Here is a 15,141-nt window from a genome sequence, read left to right as displayed (position 1 = left end):
ATGCCGCGACCCGGCTGTGGGTACGAGACGGGTGAACACCCCTCTAACCGCAGGAGGAACGATGAGTGAGCAGAACCGTGACCTCGCGTCGATGGACGAGGGTGACGTCGACCGCCACCGGGTCGTGCAGTCGGTGATCCAGGAGGTGATCGACGCACTCGCCCCTGGTGCGGAGGGCCGCGACCCGCTCGACGTGCAGGCCGACCTGACCGCCGGTCTCGCCGCGAGGGGGATCGGGGAGCAGCCGCCACGCTGGGTCGAGACCGTCGCGGAGCGACTCTCCGTCGGTCACCGCTACGTCGAGGACGTACGCCAGGCCGAGCCCCCCGTCTGACGTGCGCCCGCGCCCTCCGGCGCTCCGGTGCGGTCCCGTGGCAGTCTGGCCGGGTGAAACCCGCAGGGCTGCTCCTCGCTGCCGGGGGAGGCCGCCGCATGGGCACCCCCAAGGCGGTGCTCGGGGACCCCACCGGTGGCACGTTCGTCGAGCGGGGCGTTCGGGTGCTGCGCGACGGAGGCTGCGCGCCGGTCGTCGTCGTGGTGGGCGCGGAGGGCGAGCGCGCGGAAGCACTGGCGACCGCGGCGGGAGCGGACCTGGTCGTCGAGGCCGCCGACTGGGCACAGGGCCAGAGTGCCTCGCTGCGCCGCGGCATCGACGCCCTCCACTCCACGGACGCCGAGGTGGCCTGCGTCCTGCTCGTCGACCTCCCCGACGTGGGCGCCGACGTCGTCGCGACGGTGCTCACCGCCGCAGGTGACGCGCCGAGCGCCCTGGCGCGCGCGGCATACCGAGGAGTGCCCGGGCACCCGGTGGTGATCGGGCGCGACCACTGGACCGCGATCGCCGACACCGCCACGGGCGACCACGGCGCCCGTGACTACCTCGCCACCCACCCCCACGCGGTCGTCGAGGTCGGTCACCTCGCGTCGGGGCACGACGTCGACACCCCTGACGACCTGTGACCGGGGTTGCCCCTTCAATTAGTCGCCAGCATGGGTGATGCTGTGGACATGGAGCCACGCGAGGCCTTTGAGTCCGCGGGGGAGCTGACGCAGGGGCTTGCCGACACGGGATACCTCGCCGACGACGCCCTCGCCACGGTTGCCTGGCTCGCGCTGCGACTCCAGCGCCCGCTGCTGCTCGAGGGCGAGCCCGGCACCGGCAAGACCGCGCTCGCGGAGGGCATCGCGGCAGCGCTCGACCTGCCGCTGATCCGGCTGCAGTGCTACGAGGGCATCGACGCGACCCAGGCGCTCTATGACTGGGACTTCCCCCGCCAGATCCTGCACCTGCGAGCCGTCGAGGCCGTGGCGGCGGGTGGGCAGGACCTGGCCGAGGTCGAGGCGCAGCTGTTCGACCAGCGGTTCCTCCTCGCCCGGCCGGTGCTGCGTGCCCTGCGCGAGTCGCCGGTCGTCCTGCTCGTGGACGAGATCGACCGGGCCGATGACGAGTTCGAGGCGTTCCTGCTCGAGGTGCTCTCGACGTGGCAGGTGACCATCCCCGAGCTGGGGACCGTGACGGCCGCGACGCCGCCGATCGTGGTCCTCACCTCCAACCGCACCCGCGAGCTCCACGATGCGCTCAAGCGTCGGTGCCTCTACCACTGGATCGACCACCCCAGCCTCGAGCGCGAACTGGAGATCGTGAGGACGCGCGCTCCGGAAGTCTCACAATCCCTTGCCGCGCAAGTGGTTTCGACTGTCCACCGGTTGCGCGATGAGCAAGACCTGATCAAGCCTCCCGGCGTCGCGGAGACCCTCGACTGGGCTCGCGCGCTGCAGGAGCTGGGTGCGTCCGACCTCGATTTCGACACCGCGTCGGCGAGCCTTGGCGTCGCCGTGAAGTACCGCGAGGACGCCGAGAAGGTCCGCGCGGCGCTCGACCGGATCCTGGCCCGATGACGGCCTCGCCGACGCCGGTCCCGCCGATGGCTGCCCCGTCGCCTGCCGCACCCGCTCACGCCGCGGACGAGATCCTCCTGGGCTTCGCCCGGGCGGTGAGGGCCGCGGGCGTCAACGTCACGGCCGACCGCGAGCGCACCTACCTCGACGCGGTGGCGGCCGTCGGGATGGACGACGAGTCCGGCGCCTACTGGGCCGGGCGCGCCACCCTGTGTGCCTCACCGGCCGACCTCGAGCGCTACGACCAGGTGTATGCCGCGTGGTTCGGCCTCGAGCGTGCCACGCGGCGCGCGCGGCGCGACACGTCCCACACCGTCGCCCACGCCCCCCTCGACGCGGGGCAGGGGCAGGGTGAGGACCCGGAGTCGCCACAGGACCTCGTGCGCGCGTCGGCCAGCGCCCTGGAGGTGCTCCGCCACCGCGACGTGGCCTCCCTCAGCAACGCCGACCGCGCGCGGCTCGCGGCCATGTTCGCGGCCCTGCGGCCACGCGCGCCGCGCCGTCCGGCCCACCGGCACACCCCGTCGCGGAGGGGCGGCGTCGATGCCCGCCGGACGCTGAGGGAACAGCTGAGACGGATGGGGGAGCCGGGCCCGATCGCGTGGCGGCACAAGGGAGCCCGCCCTCGCCGGGTGGTCCTGCTCGTGGATGTGTCCGGTTCGATGAGCGCCTACGCCGACGCCCTGCTGCGGCTGGCACACACCTACGCCGCCAGCGGTCTGCCGGTCGAGGTGTTCACCCTCGGCACGCGGCTGACGCACGTCACGCGCCCGCTCCGACAGCGCGACCCAGAGCGGGCGATCGTCGCCTGCGGTGCCTGCGTCCCCGACTGGTCGGGCGGCACCAGGCTGGCCGAGGGGATCGGAGCCTTCCTCGACAGGTGGGGGCGACGAGGGATGGCCCGGGGCGCGGTGGTCGTGCTCTTCAGCGACGGCTGGGAACGCGACGAGCCCGCGGCGCTCGGCGAGCAGATGCGCCGGCTGAGTGCGCTGGCCCACCGGGTCGTGTGGGTCAACCCGCATCGCGGCAAGCCGGGCTACGAGCCCGTCCAGCAGGGCATCGTCGCTGCGCTCCCGCACGTCGACGACTTCGTGGCAGGTCACTCGATGGCGACGTTCGAGGAGCTCGTGGAGGTGGTTGCGCGTGCGTGAGGTGCTCCCCGAGCTGCTCCGCTGGTGGCGGGCCGGTGCCACGGTCGGTGTGGGCACCGTGGTCGCCACGTGGCGCTCGGCGCCCCGCCCGGCGGGAGCCGCCATGCTCGTGGGCCCCGGGGGCGAGGCCGTCGGGTCGGTCAGCGGCGGGTGCGTCGAGGGCGCTGTCTACGAGCTCGCCGAGGGTGTGGTCGCCGACGGCGTGCCGGTCCTGCAGCGCTACGGCGTCAGTGACGACGACGCGTATGCCGTGGGGCTGACCTGTGGAGGGATCCTCGACGTCTTCGTCGAGCAGGTGAGCCGCGAGACCTTCCCCGAGCTGGGAGCGGTGGCCGGGGACATCGAGGCGGGTCGCCCCGTCGCCGTGGCGACGGTCATCCAGCACCCCGACCCGGCGTGGCTCGGGCGCCGGCTGGTCGTCCGTCCGGAGTCCGATCCCCCTGGACCCGCGGGAGTCAACGGCGCCGCCGGGGACACGGGGACGCTGGGGTCGTCGCGAGCCGACGACGCGGTCACCGACGACGCGCGCGGCTTGCTGGCCTCCGGTCGCACCGAGACCCTCACCTACGGCCCGGACGGGGAGCGCCGCGGCGAGGGCATGCGGGTCTTCGTCTCCTCCTTCGCACCCAGGCCCCGGATGCTGGTCTTCGGAGCCATCGACTTCGCCGCGGCGGTGGCGCACCAGGGCCACTTCCTCGGCTACCAGGTCACGGTCTGTGACGCCCGACCGGTCTTCGCCACGGCGTCGCGGTTCCCGTCCGCCGACGAGGTCGTCGTGGACTGGCCGCACCGCTACCTCGCGGCGGAGCGGGACGCCGGCCGGATCGACGCCCGCACGGTGATCTGCGTGCTGACCCACGACCCGAAGTTCGACGTGCCGGTCCTCGAGCTCGCCCTGCGCCTGCCCGAGGTGGGCTACGTCGGGGCGATGGGATCGCGCCGCACCCACGACGACCGGATGGGACGGCTGCGGGAGGCCGGCCTCACGGAGGACGAGCTGGCCAGGCTCTCGAGCCCGGTCGGTCTCGACCTCGGGGCGCGCACTCCCGAGGAGACGGCCGTGAGCATCGCGGCGGAGATCATCGCGCTCCAGTGGGGAGGCCGAGGAGATCGGCTGGGCCACCGCGAGGGGCCGATCCACCACCATGCGACGGGGTTGGTGGGGGCATCCACCGGAATGGAGGAGGTCACCGGAAACCACCCGGATTGACCGTTGCCAGCACTTGTCCTGACGACAAGTATCCGAAGTGCGGCGGCGGCCGCGCCCAGCGTTTGTCACAGGTGTTCCGTCAGAGGTGTTTCGTCACAGAGAGGTGAGCGAATGACCCGCATCAGCGTCACGGTCGACGGAGTCGACTACTCGGACGAGGTGGAGCCGCGGACGCTCCTCGTCCACTACCTGAGGGAACAGCTGGGCAAGACCGGCACGGTGGTCGGGTGCGACACCAGCAACTGCGGGGCCTGCACCGTGCACCTCGACGGGCGCAGCGTGAAGTCGTGCAACGTGCTCGCGGTCCAGGCCGACGGCCACGACGTGACCACCATCGAGGGGCTTTCCACGAACGGCGAGCTGCACCCGATGCAGGAGGCGTTCCACCAGTGCCACGCGCTGCAGTGCGGCTACTGCACCCCCGGGATGATCATGCAGGCCATCGACGTGCTCAACGAGAACCCGAACGCCACCGAGCAGGAGATCCGGGTCGGGCTCGAGGGCAACCTGTGCCGCTGCACGGGCTACGTCAACATCGTCAAGGCGGTGCAGCAGGCCGCGGGGGCCTCCGCCGCTGGGGGCTCGGGCCCGGACGGAGGCCAGGCATGACCGCCGTCGAGACGCGTCCGGCCGCCGAGATCGGCAGCCGGCGCCTGCGCAAGGAGGACCAGCGCCTCATCACCGGTCGCACCCGCTGGACCGACAACATCGTCCTGCCGGGCATGCTCCACGCCGCCATGGTCCGCAGCCCCCACGCCCACGCCATGATCAGGGGCATCGACACGGCAGCGGCCCGCAAGGCTCCCGGGGTGATGGCGGTCGTCACCGGAGCGGACGTCAAGGACGGTCAGGGCGCCGTGGCCAACGCGTGGCCCATCACCACCGACCAGAAGGCGCCCGCCCACCTGCCGATCGTGGTCGACCACGTCGCCTGCGCCGGCGAGATCGTGGCCGTCGTCGTGGCACGCACCGCGGCCCAGGCCCGCGACGCCGCGGAGCTCGTGGACGTTGACTACGACGAGCTCCCAGCGGTACTCGACGCCAAGGAGGCGGTCGAGGACGCGGTGCTCGCCCACCCGGACCTCGGCACCAACAAGTCGGCACTGTGGCGGCTCGACTCCGCCGACCAGGGCAGTGGCACCTCCGTCGACGACGAGATCGCCAAGGCTCGCGCCGACGGCATCGTCATCGAGCGGGAGATCCGCCAGCAACGACTGATCCCGGCCTTCATGGAGCCCCGGTCGACCGTGGTCGACCCCACGGGTGAACAGATCACGGTGTGGACCTCGACCCAGGTCCCGCACATCCTGCGGTTCCTCATCGCTGCCACGACCGGCATACCGGAGTCGAAGGTGAGGGTCATCGCACCCGACGTCGGCGGCGGGTTCGGCGGCAAGCTGCAGACGACGGCCGAGGAGTTCGCGACGCTGGCCGCCGCCCGCCACGTCGGCAAGCCCGTCAAGTACACCGAGACCCGGTCGGAGTCGCTCGTCTCCGGCCACCACGGCCGCGACCAGTACCAGACGCTCACCCTCGCGGCGACCAAGGACGGCACGGTCACGGCCCTGAAGGTCGACCTCATCGCCAACCTCGGCGCGTACGTCGGTCTGGTCGGAGGCGGTGTCCCCGTGCTCGGCGCGTGGATGTACAACGCCATCTACAAGTTCCGTGCCTACCGGTTCACGGTGCAGACGGTGCTCACCAACACCACCTGGGTGGACGCCTACCGCGGCGCCGGCCGTCCCGAGGCCACCTACGCCATCGAACGGCTGATGGACGACCTGGCGGCGGAGGTGGGGGTCGACCCCCTGCAGATCCGCGAGCAGAACTGGATCAAGAGCGACGAGTTCCCGTTCACCTCGGTGGCGGGCATGACGTACGACTCGGGCAACTACGAGGCAGCGACGGCCCGCGCCGTCGAGCTCTTCGACTACGAAGGGCTGCGGCGTGAGCAGCGCGAACGCCGGGAGCGCAAGGACCCGGTCCAGCTCGGGATCGGCGTCTCCACCTTCACCGAGATGTGCGGCCTCGCACCCTCACGGATCCTCGGCGCCCTCAACTACGGCGCCGGCGGGTGGGAGCACGCCTCGATCCGGATGCTGGCGACCGGCAAGGTCGAGGTCATCACCGGCACCTCACCCCACGGCCAGGGCCACGAGACGGCGTGGAGCCAGATCGCGGCGGATCGCCTCGGGGTGCCCTTCGAGGACATCGAGGTGCTGCACGGCGACACCCAGATTTCACCCCGTGGGCTCGACACCTACGGCTCGCGGTCGCTCGTCGTGGGCGGCGAGGCGGTCGTGCGTGCCGCCGACAAGGTCGTCGAGAAGGCCAAGGTCGTCGCCGCCCACCTGTTGGAGGCGAGCGTCGACGACCTGGAGTTCTCCTCGGGCCGGTTCACCGTCCGCGGCACGGACAACGGCATCGGCATCACGGAGGTGGCGACCGCCCAGTTCACGTCGCACAACCTGCCGCCCGGTGTCGAGTCCGGCATCGACGCCGACGCCACCTTCGACCCCGACGACTTCTCGTTCCCCCACGGCACGCACCTGTGCGCCATGGAGGTCGACACCGAGACCGGCCAGGTCACCATGCGCAAGTACGTCAGCGTCGACGACGTCGGGCAGATCATCAACCCGCTCATCGTCGAGGGCCAGGTGCACGGTGGCGTGCTCCAAGGCATCGCGCAAGCGCTGTGGGAGGAGGCCGTCTTCGACGACCAGGGGACCTTGGTCACGGGGTCGTTCGTCGACTACACCCTCCCGACGGCCGCCGACACGATCAGCTTCGTCTCGGAGAACACCACCTCCCCGTCGACGACGAACACGCTCGGCACCAAGGGTGTCGGCGAGGCGGGCTGCATCGCCTCCACACCCGCAGTCGTCAATGCCATCGTCGATGCGCTGCGACCGTTGGGCATCAGCGACATCCAGATGCCGTGCACCCCGGAGCGCGTTTGGAGGGCCATCCAGTCGGCCGGATCCAACCAGTCCGAGGCCACCACGGACCAGGCGCAGCCGCACTTTGACGCGGATGCGCCCAACCAGGACGCCGGCCCGACCGGTGCCTCGACGAACGGAGCAGACCAGTGATCCCCGCATCGTTCGACTACGTGGCACCCACGTCCGTGGCCGACGCCCTGGCGGCCCTCGCCGAGGCCGGCGACGACGCCAAGGTGCTGGCCGGTGGCCAGAGCCTCCTGCCCATCCTTCGGATGCGCCTCAACGCCCCGGAGAAGGTCATCGACCTCGGCCGGATCGAGGAGCTCAAGGGGGTCACCGAGGACGGTGACCACCTCGTCATCGGTGCCATGACCACGTATGCCGACGTGCTGGCGAGCGATCTCGTCCGCCAGCACGCGGGGCTGCTCACCGACGCCATCGCCGAGGTGGCCGACCCGCAGATCCGCCACCGGGGCACGGTCGGCGGAGCGCTCGTCCACGCCGACCCGGCTGGTGACGTGGGTGCTCCGGCGCTCGCGCTCGACACCGAGTTCGTCATCGCCGGCAGTGGCGGCGAACGCACCGTGGCCGCCGGCGACTTCTTCCAGGACCTGTTCGAGACGGCCGTGGGGGAGGGCGAGCTGCTCACCGCCATCCGGATCCCCAAGCACACCGGGTGGGGCCACCGCTACGAGAAGTTCGTGCGGGTGTCGCACCAGTGGTCCATCGTCGCCGTGGCGGCGACGGTGCGCGTCGACGGCGGCACGATCGCCGAGGCGCGCATCGGACTGACCAACATGGGGTCCACGCCGCTGCGCGCCACGACGGTGGAGCAGGCGTTGGTGGGCAAGGCGGCCACCGACGAGGCGGTTCGGGACGCGTGCGCCGCCGCTGCCGACGGCACCAACCCGCCGTCCGACCTCAACGGCGACAGCGACTACCGCAAGCACCTCGCGACGGTGCTCACCCGACGGGCCGTCCTGTCGGCAGCGGGAGGCTGAGCCCGTGGAGCTGAGCCACTCCTTCACCGTGCCTGCCACGGTCGACCGGACCTGGGCGACCTTCATGGACCTGCCCCTGGTCGGCGGCTGCTTCCCCGGCGCCACGGTCACGGAGGTGACCGAGGAAGGCTTTGCGGGCACGGTGAAGGTCAAGCTCGGCCCGATCGCGTTGGTCTACTCCGGCACGGGCGCCTTCGTCGAGCGTGACGACGGCGCCCACCGGGCGGTCATCGAGGCCAAGGGCAAGGACAAGCGGGGCAACGGCACGGCGGGTGCCACCGTGACCATCCAGCTCACCGACGTCGGGGACGGGTCGACCCGCGCCGACGTCCAGACCGACCTCGCCGTGACCGGCAAGCCCGCGCAGTTCGGCCGCGGCGTCATGCAGGACGTGTCGGACAAGCTGCTCGGCCAGTTCATCGGCTGCATCGAGGGCAAGATCGGCGAGGTCCCGCCCGTGGGGGACCCCACTGAGGTCCCGCCCGTGGGGGAGCCCTCTGGCGAGCCCGAGCCCGAGCCGGAAGCCCCGATGGCCCCCGAGCCGCAGGTATCTCACCCCATTGGAACGAAACCTGCACCCGCGAGCACGGACGACGCGCTCGACCTCGGGAGCGCGGTCCTGCCGGTGCTCCTCAGGTCCTACGGCAAGCAGATAGCCATCGGCGTCGTCGTGGTGGTGGCCGTGATCGTGATCTGGCGGGCGATGAGCGGTTAGGGGTCCGGCCGCCTCCCCGCCAAACGGACGATGACCGGATCAGCCGGTCATGCGGACCTGAGGTGCCCTACCCTGAAAGTGACCGGCCGCATGGCAAGGTGGCCGCACCCGCAGAGCCGCGGTCACACGGCATACCGCACGCACAGGAGCGCCCACGATGAGCCAGCAGACCGTCGTCGTCCTGAACGGACCGAACCTCAACCTGCTCGGCGAGCGCGAGCCCGAGGTCTACGGCTCCGACACCCTGGCCGAGATCGAGGCGCTGTGCCGCAAGGCGGCGGGCCTGGCCGGCCTCGACGTGGACTTCCGGCAGAGCAACCACGAGGGTGCCCTGATCGACGCCGTCCACGAGGTCCGCAAGAGCGCGGTCGGCATCGTCATCAACGCCGGCGCCTACACCCACACCTCGATCGCCCTGCGTGACGCGCTCGCCGCGGTGAGCATCCCCGTCTTCGAGGTGCACCTCAGCAACGTGCACAAGCGGGAGGAGTTCCGGCACCACTCCTACCTGTCCGCCGTCTCCGACGGTGTCATCTGCGGCTGCGGCCCCAGCGGCTACGCCTACGCGATCGCCCGGATCTCCGAGCTCATCGACGACCGCCACTGAGCCCTGGTCGACGGCAGTCGCCGAGCCCGACCGCCACTGAGCGGCAGCTGGCGGCCGCGGGCCGTCGGCCTGCCAGACTGGCGCGCATGACCCCGCCGTCTGCGCTCGACCCGATGGACCTCGCCGGCATCGACGACCTGCTCACCGACGAGGAGAAGGCGATCCGCGGCACCGTCCGCGCCTTCCTCGACAAGCGTGTCGAGCCGTTCGTCGCGGACTGGTTCGAACGCGGTGAGATCGACGACGTCCGCGGACTGACCCGAGAGCTCGGCTCGCTCGGGCTGCTCGGCATGCACCTCGAGGGGTACGGCTGCGCCGGGATGAGCGCTGTGGACTACGGCCTGGCCTGCCTCGAGCTGGAAGCCACCGACTCCGGCGTGCGCAGCCTGGTCTCGGTGCAGGGGTCGCTCGCGATGTTCGCGATCCACCGCTGGGGCACGGAGGAGCACAAGCAGGAGTGGCTGCCACGGATGGCGGCCGGTGAGGCGATCGGCTGCTTCGGCCTGACCGAGCCCGACCACGGCTCCGACCCCGCCTCGATGCGCACCCGCGCCCGTCGGGACGGCGACGACTGGGTGCTCGACGGCTCGAAGCTGTGGATCACCAACGGCTCGATCGCCGACGTCGCGGTGGTCTGGGCCCAGGTCGACGAGTCCGGGGACGGCAACAGCGTCATCCGGGGCTTCGTGGTGCCCACCGACACCCCCGGGTTCTCGGCCCCCGAGATCAAGCACAAGCTGTCGCTGCGCGCCTCGGTGACCAGCGAGCTCGTCCTCGACGGGGTCCGGCTACCCGCCGACGCGGTGTTCCCCGACGTGACCGGCCTCAAGGGGCCACTGGCCTGCCTGTCGGAGGCGCGCTACGGCATCGTCTGGGGCTCCCTCGGCGCCGCTCGGTCGAGCCTCGACACGGCCCGCCGCTACTCGATGGAGCGGCACCAGTTCGGTCGCCCGCTGGCCGGCTTCCAGCTGACCCAGCAGAAGCTCGCCGACATGGCCCTGGAGCTCGTCAAGGGCCAGCTGCTCGCCCTGCACCTGGGGCGTCGCAAGGACGCCGGCACGCTGCGCCCCGAGCAGGTCAGCCTCGGCAAGCTCAACAACATCCGGGAAGCCCTCGACATCTGCCGCACCTCCCGAACCATCCTGGGCGCCAACGGAATCAGCCTCGAGTTCCCGATCATCCGGCACATGAACAACCTCGAGTCGGTCCTCACCTACGAGGGCACCGTGGAGATGCACACCCTCGTCATCGGGCAGGCGATGACCGGCCAGCAGGCCTTCCGCTAGACCCCGGTGGACCGGTGTGGGGAAAGCCGTCGCACGGGGCCGGCCACGCGGCATACCCTCGATTTTCGGTGGAGGCTCAAGACCGTGTAGTCTCACCGTCGCACTTCCGCGCGGCTCTCACGAGCCCCGGGTGGGCAGGCCCCCTTAGCTCAGTCGGTAGAGCGTTTCCATGGTAAGGAAAAGGTCGTCGGTTCGATTCCGACAGGGGGCTCTGGGAACGGCGTCGTGAGGCGCACACCCCATGGCGGGGTAGCTCAGCTGGTTAGAGCGCACGACTCATAATCGTGAGGTCGCGGGATCGAGCCCCGCTCCCGCTACAACCGCGATTTCAGGATTACCCCTGGATTCGCGTATTCTGATGCGTCGTCGCGCCTTCATCGGTGCGCTCCTCATCATTCTGTTTGAACCAAGACAGACCACCAGTCAGTTCCGAGAGCAGGTTGCCCCGTGGCTAGCAAGAGCACCGATGTCCGCCCCAAGATCACCTTGGCGTGCGTGGATTGCAAGGAGCGCAACTACATCACCAAGAAGAACCGTCGGAACAACCCCGACCGCCTGGAGATGAAGAAGTTCTGCCCCCGCGACGGCAAGCACACGGTCCACCGCGAGACCCGCTGACCTGACGCGCCTCGACGGCCGCCCCGGACTTCGGTCCCAGGGCGGCTTTGTCGTGTCCCCGGTGGGCGGCCTGGTCGCGTCGTCGTCGGGCACGAATAGAGTGGTCGCCATGGCCGTCAACGCAGACTTCGCAGGGCGCAGCTACCCGCCCAGTGGCCCGTATGCCGTGGACGCGGCGACCATCGCGGCGTTCGCCTCGGCGGTGGGTTCGACCGATCCCGTGCACACCTCGAGCGAGGCAGCCCGGGCCGCCGGCTACCGCGACGTGATCGCGCCGCCCACCTTTGCCGTCACCCTCGCGCAGCAGTGCGACGCGGTGTTCGTCCAGGATCCCGAGGCGGGCATCGACTACACCCGGGTGGTGCACGGCGAGCAGCGCTTCGTCCACCACCGACCCATCACGGCGGGCGACTCCGTGCTCGGCATCCTGACGGTCGACTCGGTCCGCGAGGCAGGGGGCCACGCGATGGTCACCACGCGCACCGAGCTGGCGACGCGGGACGGTGAGGCGCTGTGCACCTCCACGTCCACCATCGTCATCCGGGGAGGGGAGTGATCGTGGGCGCACGCACCCTGGCCGAGGCGACCGTCGGCGACACCATCGGGCCGCTGACGCTCACCGTCGCGCGCGAGACCCTCGTGGCCTACGCCGACGCCTCCGGCGACCAGAACCCCATCCACCAGGACGAGGCCTTCGCCAAGTCCGTCGGTCTGCCCGACGTCATCGCCCACGGCATGTGGACGATGGGGGCCGTCGGCTCGGTCGTCGAGGAGTGGGCCGGCGACGGAGGCCGGGTCGTCGAGTTCGGCACCCGCTTCACCAAGCCGGTCGTCGTCCCTCAGGCCGGTGGCGAGGTCGAGGTCACCGGGGTCGTCAAAGCAGTGGACGAGGACACCCGGCGTGCCACGGTCGAGCTCACCGCGACGAGCGAGGGCGCCAAGGTGCTCGGCCGGTGCATCGCCGTCGTCCAGCTCGACTGACCGGCCCTCGATGCACGACGAGCACGACGTCCCCCTGGCGTCCCTGACGACCATGCGGGTCGGCGGTCCCGCTGCCCGGCTCGTCACCGCCCAGACCATCGACGACGTCGTCGACGCCGTCCGCGAGGTCGACGACGCCGACGAGCCGCTGCTGGTCATCGGCGGCGGTTCGAACCTCGTCGTCGCCGACGCCGGCTTCGCCGGCAGCGTGGTGCGACTGGCCACCGACGGCGTCACCGTCGAGTCCGCCGACCTGTGCGGCGGGGTGATGGTGCGCGTGGCTGCCGGTGTGGTGTGGGACGACTTCGTCGAGCGAGCCGTTGCCGAGGGCTGGTCGGGCGTGGAGGCGCTGTCCGGGATCCCCGGGTCGAGCGGCGCCACCCCGGTCCAGAACGTCGGCGCCTACGGCCAGGAGGTCGCCCAGACCATCGCGTCGGTCAGGGTCTACGACCGCGCCCAGCAGCAGGTGCGCACCCTGGCGGCCGCGGACTGCGCCTTCACCTACCGACACTCCGCCTTCAAGGCCACCACGCGCTACGTGGTGCTCGACGTCCTCTTCCAGCTCATCCCCAGCGAGCTCAGCCAGCCGATCGGGTATGCCGACCTGGCCCGTCAGCTCGGTGTGTCACCGGGGGAGCGGGTGCCACTGACGGACGCGCGCGAGGCAGTCCTGGCGCAGCGGCGGCTGCGGGGCATGGTCCTGGACGCCGACGACCACGACACCTGGTCCTGCGGGTCCTTCTTCACCAACCCGGTCTTGTCGGCCCAGCGGTTCGCAGCCCTGGCGACCCGGGCAGCGTCCCGGCTCGGACCAGAGGCGTCGGCGCCCCCTCGCTTCTCGGACTCGGACGGCGGGGTCAAGACCTCGGCGGCCTGGCTGATCGACAAGGCCGGCTTCAGCAAGGGCTTCGCACTGCCCGGCAGCGGGGCCGCCCTGTCGACCAAGCACACCCTGGCCATCACCAACCGTGGTGAGGCCACGGCATACGACGTCGCGGCCCTGGCGCGGCACCTCCAGCAAGGCGTCCACGACGCGTTCGGGGTCACCCTGGTCAACGAGCCGGTGTTCGTGGGCCACGAGCTGTAGCGAGTTTGCAGGATCCGCCGCGTCCTGACCCGGCGGATCCTGCAAACTCACAGCAGTCAGGCAGTCAGGCAGTCAGGCAGTCGGGGCCGCGAGCCAGGCGTCGATGTCGTCCAGCGCCGCCTTCTGCACCGCCGTCGGCGCGCTCGACGCGGTCACCGAGCCCCGGGCCAGCTCGGCCAGCTCGTCATCGGTGAAGCCGAGGGCGGTGCGCGCCAGCTCGTACTGGTCGGCCAGTCGGGAGTCGAACAGCAGCGGGTCGTCGGCGCCCAACGCCACTGGTATGCCGTGCTCCACGATCATGCGGAGCGGCACCTGCGCGGGGCTGTCGTAGACCCCCAACGCGATGTTGCTGCGCGGGCAGACCTCCAGGGCGACCCCGGACTCCGCGACGAGGTCGAGCACCCTCGGGTCCTCCACGCTGCGGACGCCGTGGCCGATCCGGTCGGGGTGGATGGCCTCGAGTGTCGCCTCGACCGCCGCCGGGCCGAGGAGCTCCCCTGCGTGCGGCACCAGGGCCAGTCCGGCGCGCCGGGCGATCTCGAAGGCCGGCGCGAAGTCGGACGTCTGACCGCGCCGCTCGTCGTTGCTGAGTCCGAAACCCACGACGGTGCCCGCCCCCTCGCCGGCGTGGTGCGCCGCGAGGCGGGCCAGCGTCCTGGCGTCGAGCGGGTGGCGGATCCGACTCGCTGCCACCACGACCGCCACCTGAGTGGACTCCTCGCGGGAGGCGGCCGCCGCCTCGTCGAGGACGATCTCGAGGGCTGGGGTGATGCCACCGACGAAGGGCGCGTACGACGTCGGGTCGACCTGGATCTCGAGCCAGCGCGAGCCCTCGGCAGCATCGTCCTGCGCTGCCTCACGCACGATCCGGCGCAGGTCGGACTCGTCGCGCACACACGCGCGAGCAGCGTCGTACAGGCGCTGGAACCGGAACCAGCCGCGCTCGTCCCGTCCGCTCAGCTGCGGCGGGTACCCGGTCGTCAGGGCTTCGGGCAGGTGGAGGGCGTGCTTCTGCGCGAGGTCGCGCACCGTCTCCACGCGCATCGAACCGGTGAAGTGCAGGTGCAGGTGCGCCTTCGGGAGGGCGGTCACCGGGCGCATGCGGAGCAGTCTGGCAGGGCTAGTCCTCCACGATGTGCATGGCTGCCTCTTCCGGGCTCTGCAGATCGCCACTGGGGCTCGACTCGTCGCCGACGAGCTCACTCTCCTCGTCCGGACGGTCCCCCTCGTCGGGATCGGTCAGCTGTCCGACGCTCGCGTCCCCCACGGCGTCGTCGCCGAGGTAGTCGTCCTCCGCCGCGATGGAGTCGGGGTCCGCGCCACCCACGCGGGCTTCGGCGTCGAGGCCGCCCTCGTCGTCCGGGGCGCCGTAGGCGGAGTCCGGGTCCGGCACCTCCTGCCGGATGCGCTGCTCGATGGTCTCCTCCTGGCCCTGCTCGGAGGCCGTCGTGCCCCACTCGGTCGCGCGCGGCTGGAGGTCGGGCGGTGAGGACGGTTCGTTGTCGCCCTCGCTGGAGTCGAGCAGCTGGTCCTGACCGCTGCCGGCGTCCACGCCGTCGTCCAGGCTGACACTGCCCAGGTCGTCCTCGAAGCTTTCCGTTCCCGGCTGATCGCTCATGTCCCCACCCTGCGACAGCGCGGCCG

Annotated in this window: 17 protein-coding genes and 2 tRNA genes; 17 read left to right on the top strand and 2 right to left on the bottom strand. The window is 71.2% G+C overall.

The features are described from left to right. Nucleotides 1–61 precede the first annotated feature (61 nt). The 17 genes from AC1DXJ_RS03450 to AC1DXJ_RS03370 all read left to right on the top strand — a co-directional run bounded on the left by AC1DXJ_RS03450 (nucleotide 62) and on the right by AC1DXJ_RS03370 (nucleotide 13,497). Complete coding sequence (locus AC1DXJ_RS03450; protein WP_477613565.1) at nucleotides 62–334, top strand: hypothetical protein; 273 nt, start codon at nucleotides 62–64, stop codon at nucleotides 332–334. 53 nt (nucleotides 335–387) lie between these two features. Continuing rightward, complete coding sequence (locus AC1DXJ_RS03445) at nucleotides 388–960, top strand: nucleotidyltransferase family protein (protein ID WP_477613564.1); 573 nt, start codon at nucleotides 388–390, stop codon at nucleotides 958–960. A 48-nt stretch (nucleotides 961–1,008) separates the two neighbouring features. Further along, a complete protein-coding gene (locus AC1DXJ_RS03440; protein ID WP_477613563.1) occupies nucleotides 1,009–1,899 on the top strand; it encodes an AAA family ATPase in 891 nt (296 codons plus the stop codon). Further along, nucleotides 1,896–3,050 (top strand): vWA domain-containing protein, encoded by a 1,155-nt coding sequence (locus AC1DXJ_RS03435; protein ID WP_477613562.1) that lies wholly within the window; start codon nucleotides 1,896–1,898, stop codon nucleotides 3,048–3,050. Before AC1DXJ_RS03440 ends, AC1DXJ_RS03435 begins: the two co-directional genes overlap by 4 nt. After that, on the top strand, nucleotides 3,043–4,260 hold the full coding sequence (locus AC1DXJ_RS03430; RefSeq protein ID WP_477636319.1) for an XdhC family protein: 1,218 nt from the start codon (nucleotides 3,043–3,045) through the stop codon (nucleotides 4,258–4,260). Before AC1DXJ_RS03435 ends, AC1DXJ_RS03430 begins: the two co-directional genes overlap by 8 nt. 111 nt (nucleotides 4,261–4,371) lie before the next feature. After that, nucleotides 4,372–4,869: a (2Fe-2S)-binding protein gene (locus AC1DXJ_RS03425; RefSeq protein WP_477613560.1), complete on the top strand. Its 498-nt coding sequence runs from the start codon at nucleotides 4,372–4,374 to the stop codon at nucleotides 4,867–4,869. Continuing rightward, on the top strand, nucleotides 4,866–7,352 hold the full coding sequence (locus AC1DXJ_RS03420; RefSeq protein WP_477613559.1) for a xanthine dehydrogenase family protein molybdopterin-binding subunit: 2,487 nt from the start codon (nucleotides 4,866–4,868) through the stop codon (nucleotides 7,350–7,352). Before AC1DXJ_RS03425 ends, AC1DXJ_RS03420 begins: the two co-directional genes overlap by 4 nt. Then, the gene (locus AC1DXJ_RS03415) at nucleotides 7,349–8,203 is read left to right on the top strand and encodes an FAD binding domain-containing protein (protein ID WP_477613558.1); all 855 of its coding nucleotides are present in this window, start codon (nucleotides 7,349–7,351) and stop codon (nucleotides 8,201–8,203) included. Before AC1DXJ_RS03420 ends, AC1DXJ_RS03415 begins: the two co-directional genes overlap by 4 nt. Nucleotides 8,204–8,207: 4 nt before the next feature. Next, nucleotides 8,208–8,918, top strand: a complete 711-nt coding sequence (locus AC1DXJ_RS03410) for an SRPBCC family protein (RefSeq protein ID WP_477613557.1) — start codon at nucleotides 8,208–8,210, stop codon at nucleotides 8,916–8,918. Between the two features lie 157 nt (nucleotides 8,919–9,075). Further along, nucleotides 9,076–9,525, top strand: a complete 450-nt coding sequence (aroQ, locus tag AC1DXJ_RS03405) for a type II 3-dehydroquinate dehydratase (protein ID WP_477613556.1) — start codon at nucleotides 9,076–9,078, stop codon at nucleotides 9,523–9,525. Nucleotides 9,526–9,611: 86 nt separating this feature from the next. After that, a complete protein-coding gene (locus tag AC1DXJ_RS03400; RefSeq protein ID WP_477613555.1) occupies nucleotides 9,612–10,811 on the top strand; it encodes an acyl-CoA dehydrogenase family protein in 1,200 nt (399 codons plus the stop codon). A 138-nt stretch (nucleotides 10,812–10,949) separates the two neighbouring features. Then, a tRNA-Thr gene (locus tag AC1DXJ_RS03395) sits at nucleotides 10,950–11,022 on the top strand. Nucleotides 11,023–11,054: 32 nt separating this feature from the next. Further along, nucleotides 11,055–11,128, top strand: a tRNA-Met gene (locus tag AC1DXJ_RS03390). Nucleotides 11,129–11,258: 130 nt separating this feature from the next. Further along, entirely contained in the window at nucleotides 11,259–11,429 is a 171-nt protein-coding gene (gene rpmG / locus AC1DXJ_RS03385; RefSeq protein ID WP_270887403.1) for a 50S ribosomal protein L33, read from the top strand. A 109-nt stretch (nucleotides 11,430–11,538) separates the two neighbouring features. Next, on the top strand, nucleotides 11,539–11,985 hold the full coding sequence (locus tag AC1DXJ_RS03380; RefSeq protein WP_477613554.1) for an FAS1-like dehydratase domain-containing protein: 447 nt from the start codon (nucleotides 11,539–11,541) through the stop codon (nucleotides 11,983–11,985). Nucleotides 11,986–11,987: 2 nt separating this feature from the next. Next, nucleotides 11,988–12,410: a MaoC family dehydratase gene (locus tag AC1DXJ_RS03375; protein ID WP_477613553.1), complete on the top strand. Its 423-nt coding sequence runs from the start codon at nucleotides 11,988–11,990 to the stop codon at nucleotides 12,408–12,410. Between the two features lie 10 nt (nucleotides 12,411–12,420). Then, the gene (locus AC1DXJ_RS03370; protein ID WP_477613552.1) at nucleotides 12,421–13,497 is read left to right on the top strand and encodes a UDP-N-acetylmuramate dehydrogenase; all 1,077 of its coding nucleotides are present in this window, start codon (nucleotides 12,421–12,423) and stop codon (nucleotides 13,495–13,497) included. Nucleotides 13,498–13,569: 72 nt separating this feature from the next. Here the strand turns inward: AC1DXJ_RS03370 and AC1DXJ_RS03365 are convergent, their stop codons facing one another. Then, complete coding sequence (locus AC1DXJ_RS03365) at nucleotides 13,570–14,598, bottom strand: adenosine deaminase (protein ID WP_477613551.1); 1,029 nt, start codon at nucleotides 14,596–14,598, stop codon at nucleotides 13,570–13,572. Nucleotides 14,599–14,617: 19 nt separating this feature from the next. Continuing rightward, entirely contained in the window at nucleotides 14,618–15,115 is a 498-nt protein-coding gene (locus AC1DXJ_RS03360; protein ID WP_477613550.1) for a DUF5709 domain-containing protein, read from the bottom strand. Nucleotides 15,116–15,141 lie beyond the last annotated feature (26 nt).

The sequence above is a fragment of the Pedococcus sp. P2_D9 genome (assembly GCF_056404275.1).
The sequence above is the reverse complement of the archived record's forward strand: the minus strand, read 5'-3'. Positions and strand labels throughout refer to the sequence as shown.

What these genes read in the sequence shown, in the direction of transcription:
- AC1DXJ_RS03450 (WP_477613565.1), top strand. Translation starts at nt 62, where the DNA reads ATGAGTGAGCAGAACCGTGACCTCGCGTCGATGGACGAGGGTGACGTC.
- AC1DXJ_RS03440 (WP_477613563.1), top strand. Translation starts at nt 1,009, where the DNA reads ATGGAGCCACGCGAGGCCTTTGAGTCCGCGGGGGAGCTGACGCAGGGG.
- AC1DXJ_RS03435 (WP_477613562.1), top strand. Translation starts at nt 1,896, where the DNA reads ATGACGGCCTCGCCGACGCCGGTCCCGCCGATGGCTGCCCCGTCGCCT.
- AC1DXJ_RS03425 (WP_477613560.1), top strand. Translation starts at nt 4,372, where the DNA reads ATGACCCGCATCAGCGTCACGGTCGACGGAGTCGACTACTCGGACGAG.
- AC1DXJ_RS03420 (WP_477613559.1), top strand. Translation starts at nt 4,866, where the DNA reads ATGACCGCCGTCGAGACGCGTCCGGCCGCCGAGATCGGCAGCCGGCGC.
- aroQ (WP_477613556.1), top strand. Translation starts at nt 9,076, where the DNA reads ATGAGCCAGCAGACCGTCGTCGTCCTGAACGGACCGAACCTCAACCTG.
- AC1DXJ_RS03400 (WP_477613555.1), top strand. Translation starts at nt 9,612, where the DNA reads ATGACCCCGCCGTCTGCGCTCGACCCGATGGACCTCGCCGGCATCGAC.
- AC1DXJ_RS03380 (WP_477613554.1), top strand. Translation starts at nt 11,539, where the DNA reads ATGGCCGTCAACGCAGACTTCGCAGGGCGCAGCTACCCGCCCAGTGGC.
- AC1DXJ_RS03370 (WP_477613552.1), top strand. Translation starts at nt 12,421, where the DNA reads ATGCACGACGAGCACGACGTCCCCCTGGCGTCCCTGACGACCATGCGG.
- AC1DXJ_RS03365 (WP_477613551.1), bottom strand. Translation starts at nt 14,598, where the DNA reads ATGCGCCCGGTGACCGCCCTCCCGAAGGCGCACCTGCACCTGCACTTC.
- AC1DXJ_RS03360 (WP_477613550.1), bottom strand. Translation starts at nt 15,115, where the DNA reads ATGAGCGATCAGCCGGGAACGGAAAGCTTCGAGGACGACCTGGGCAGT.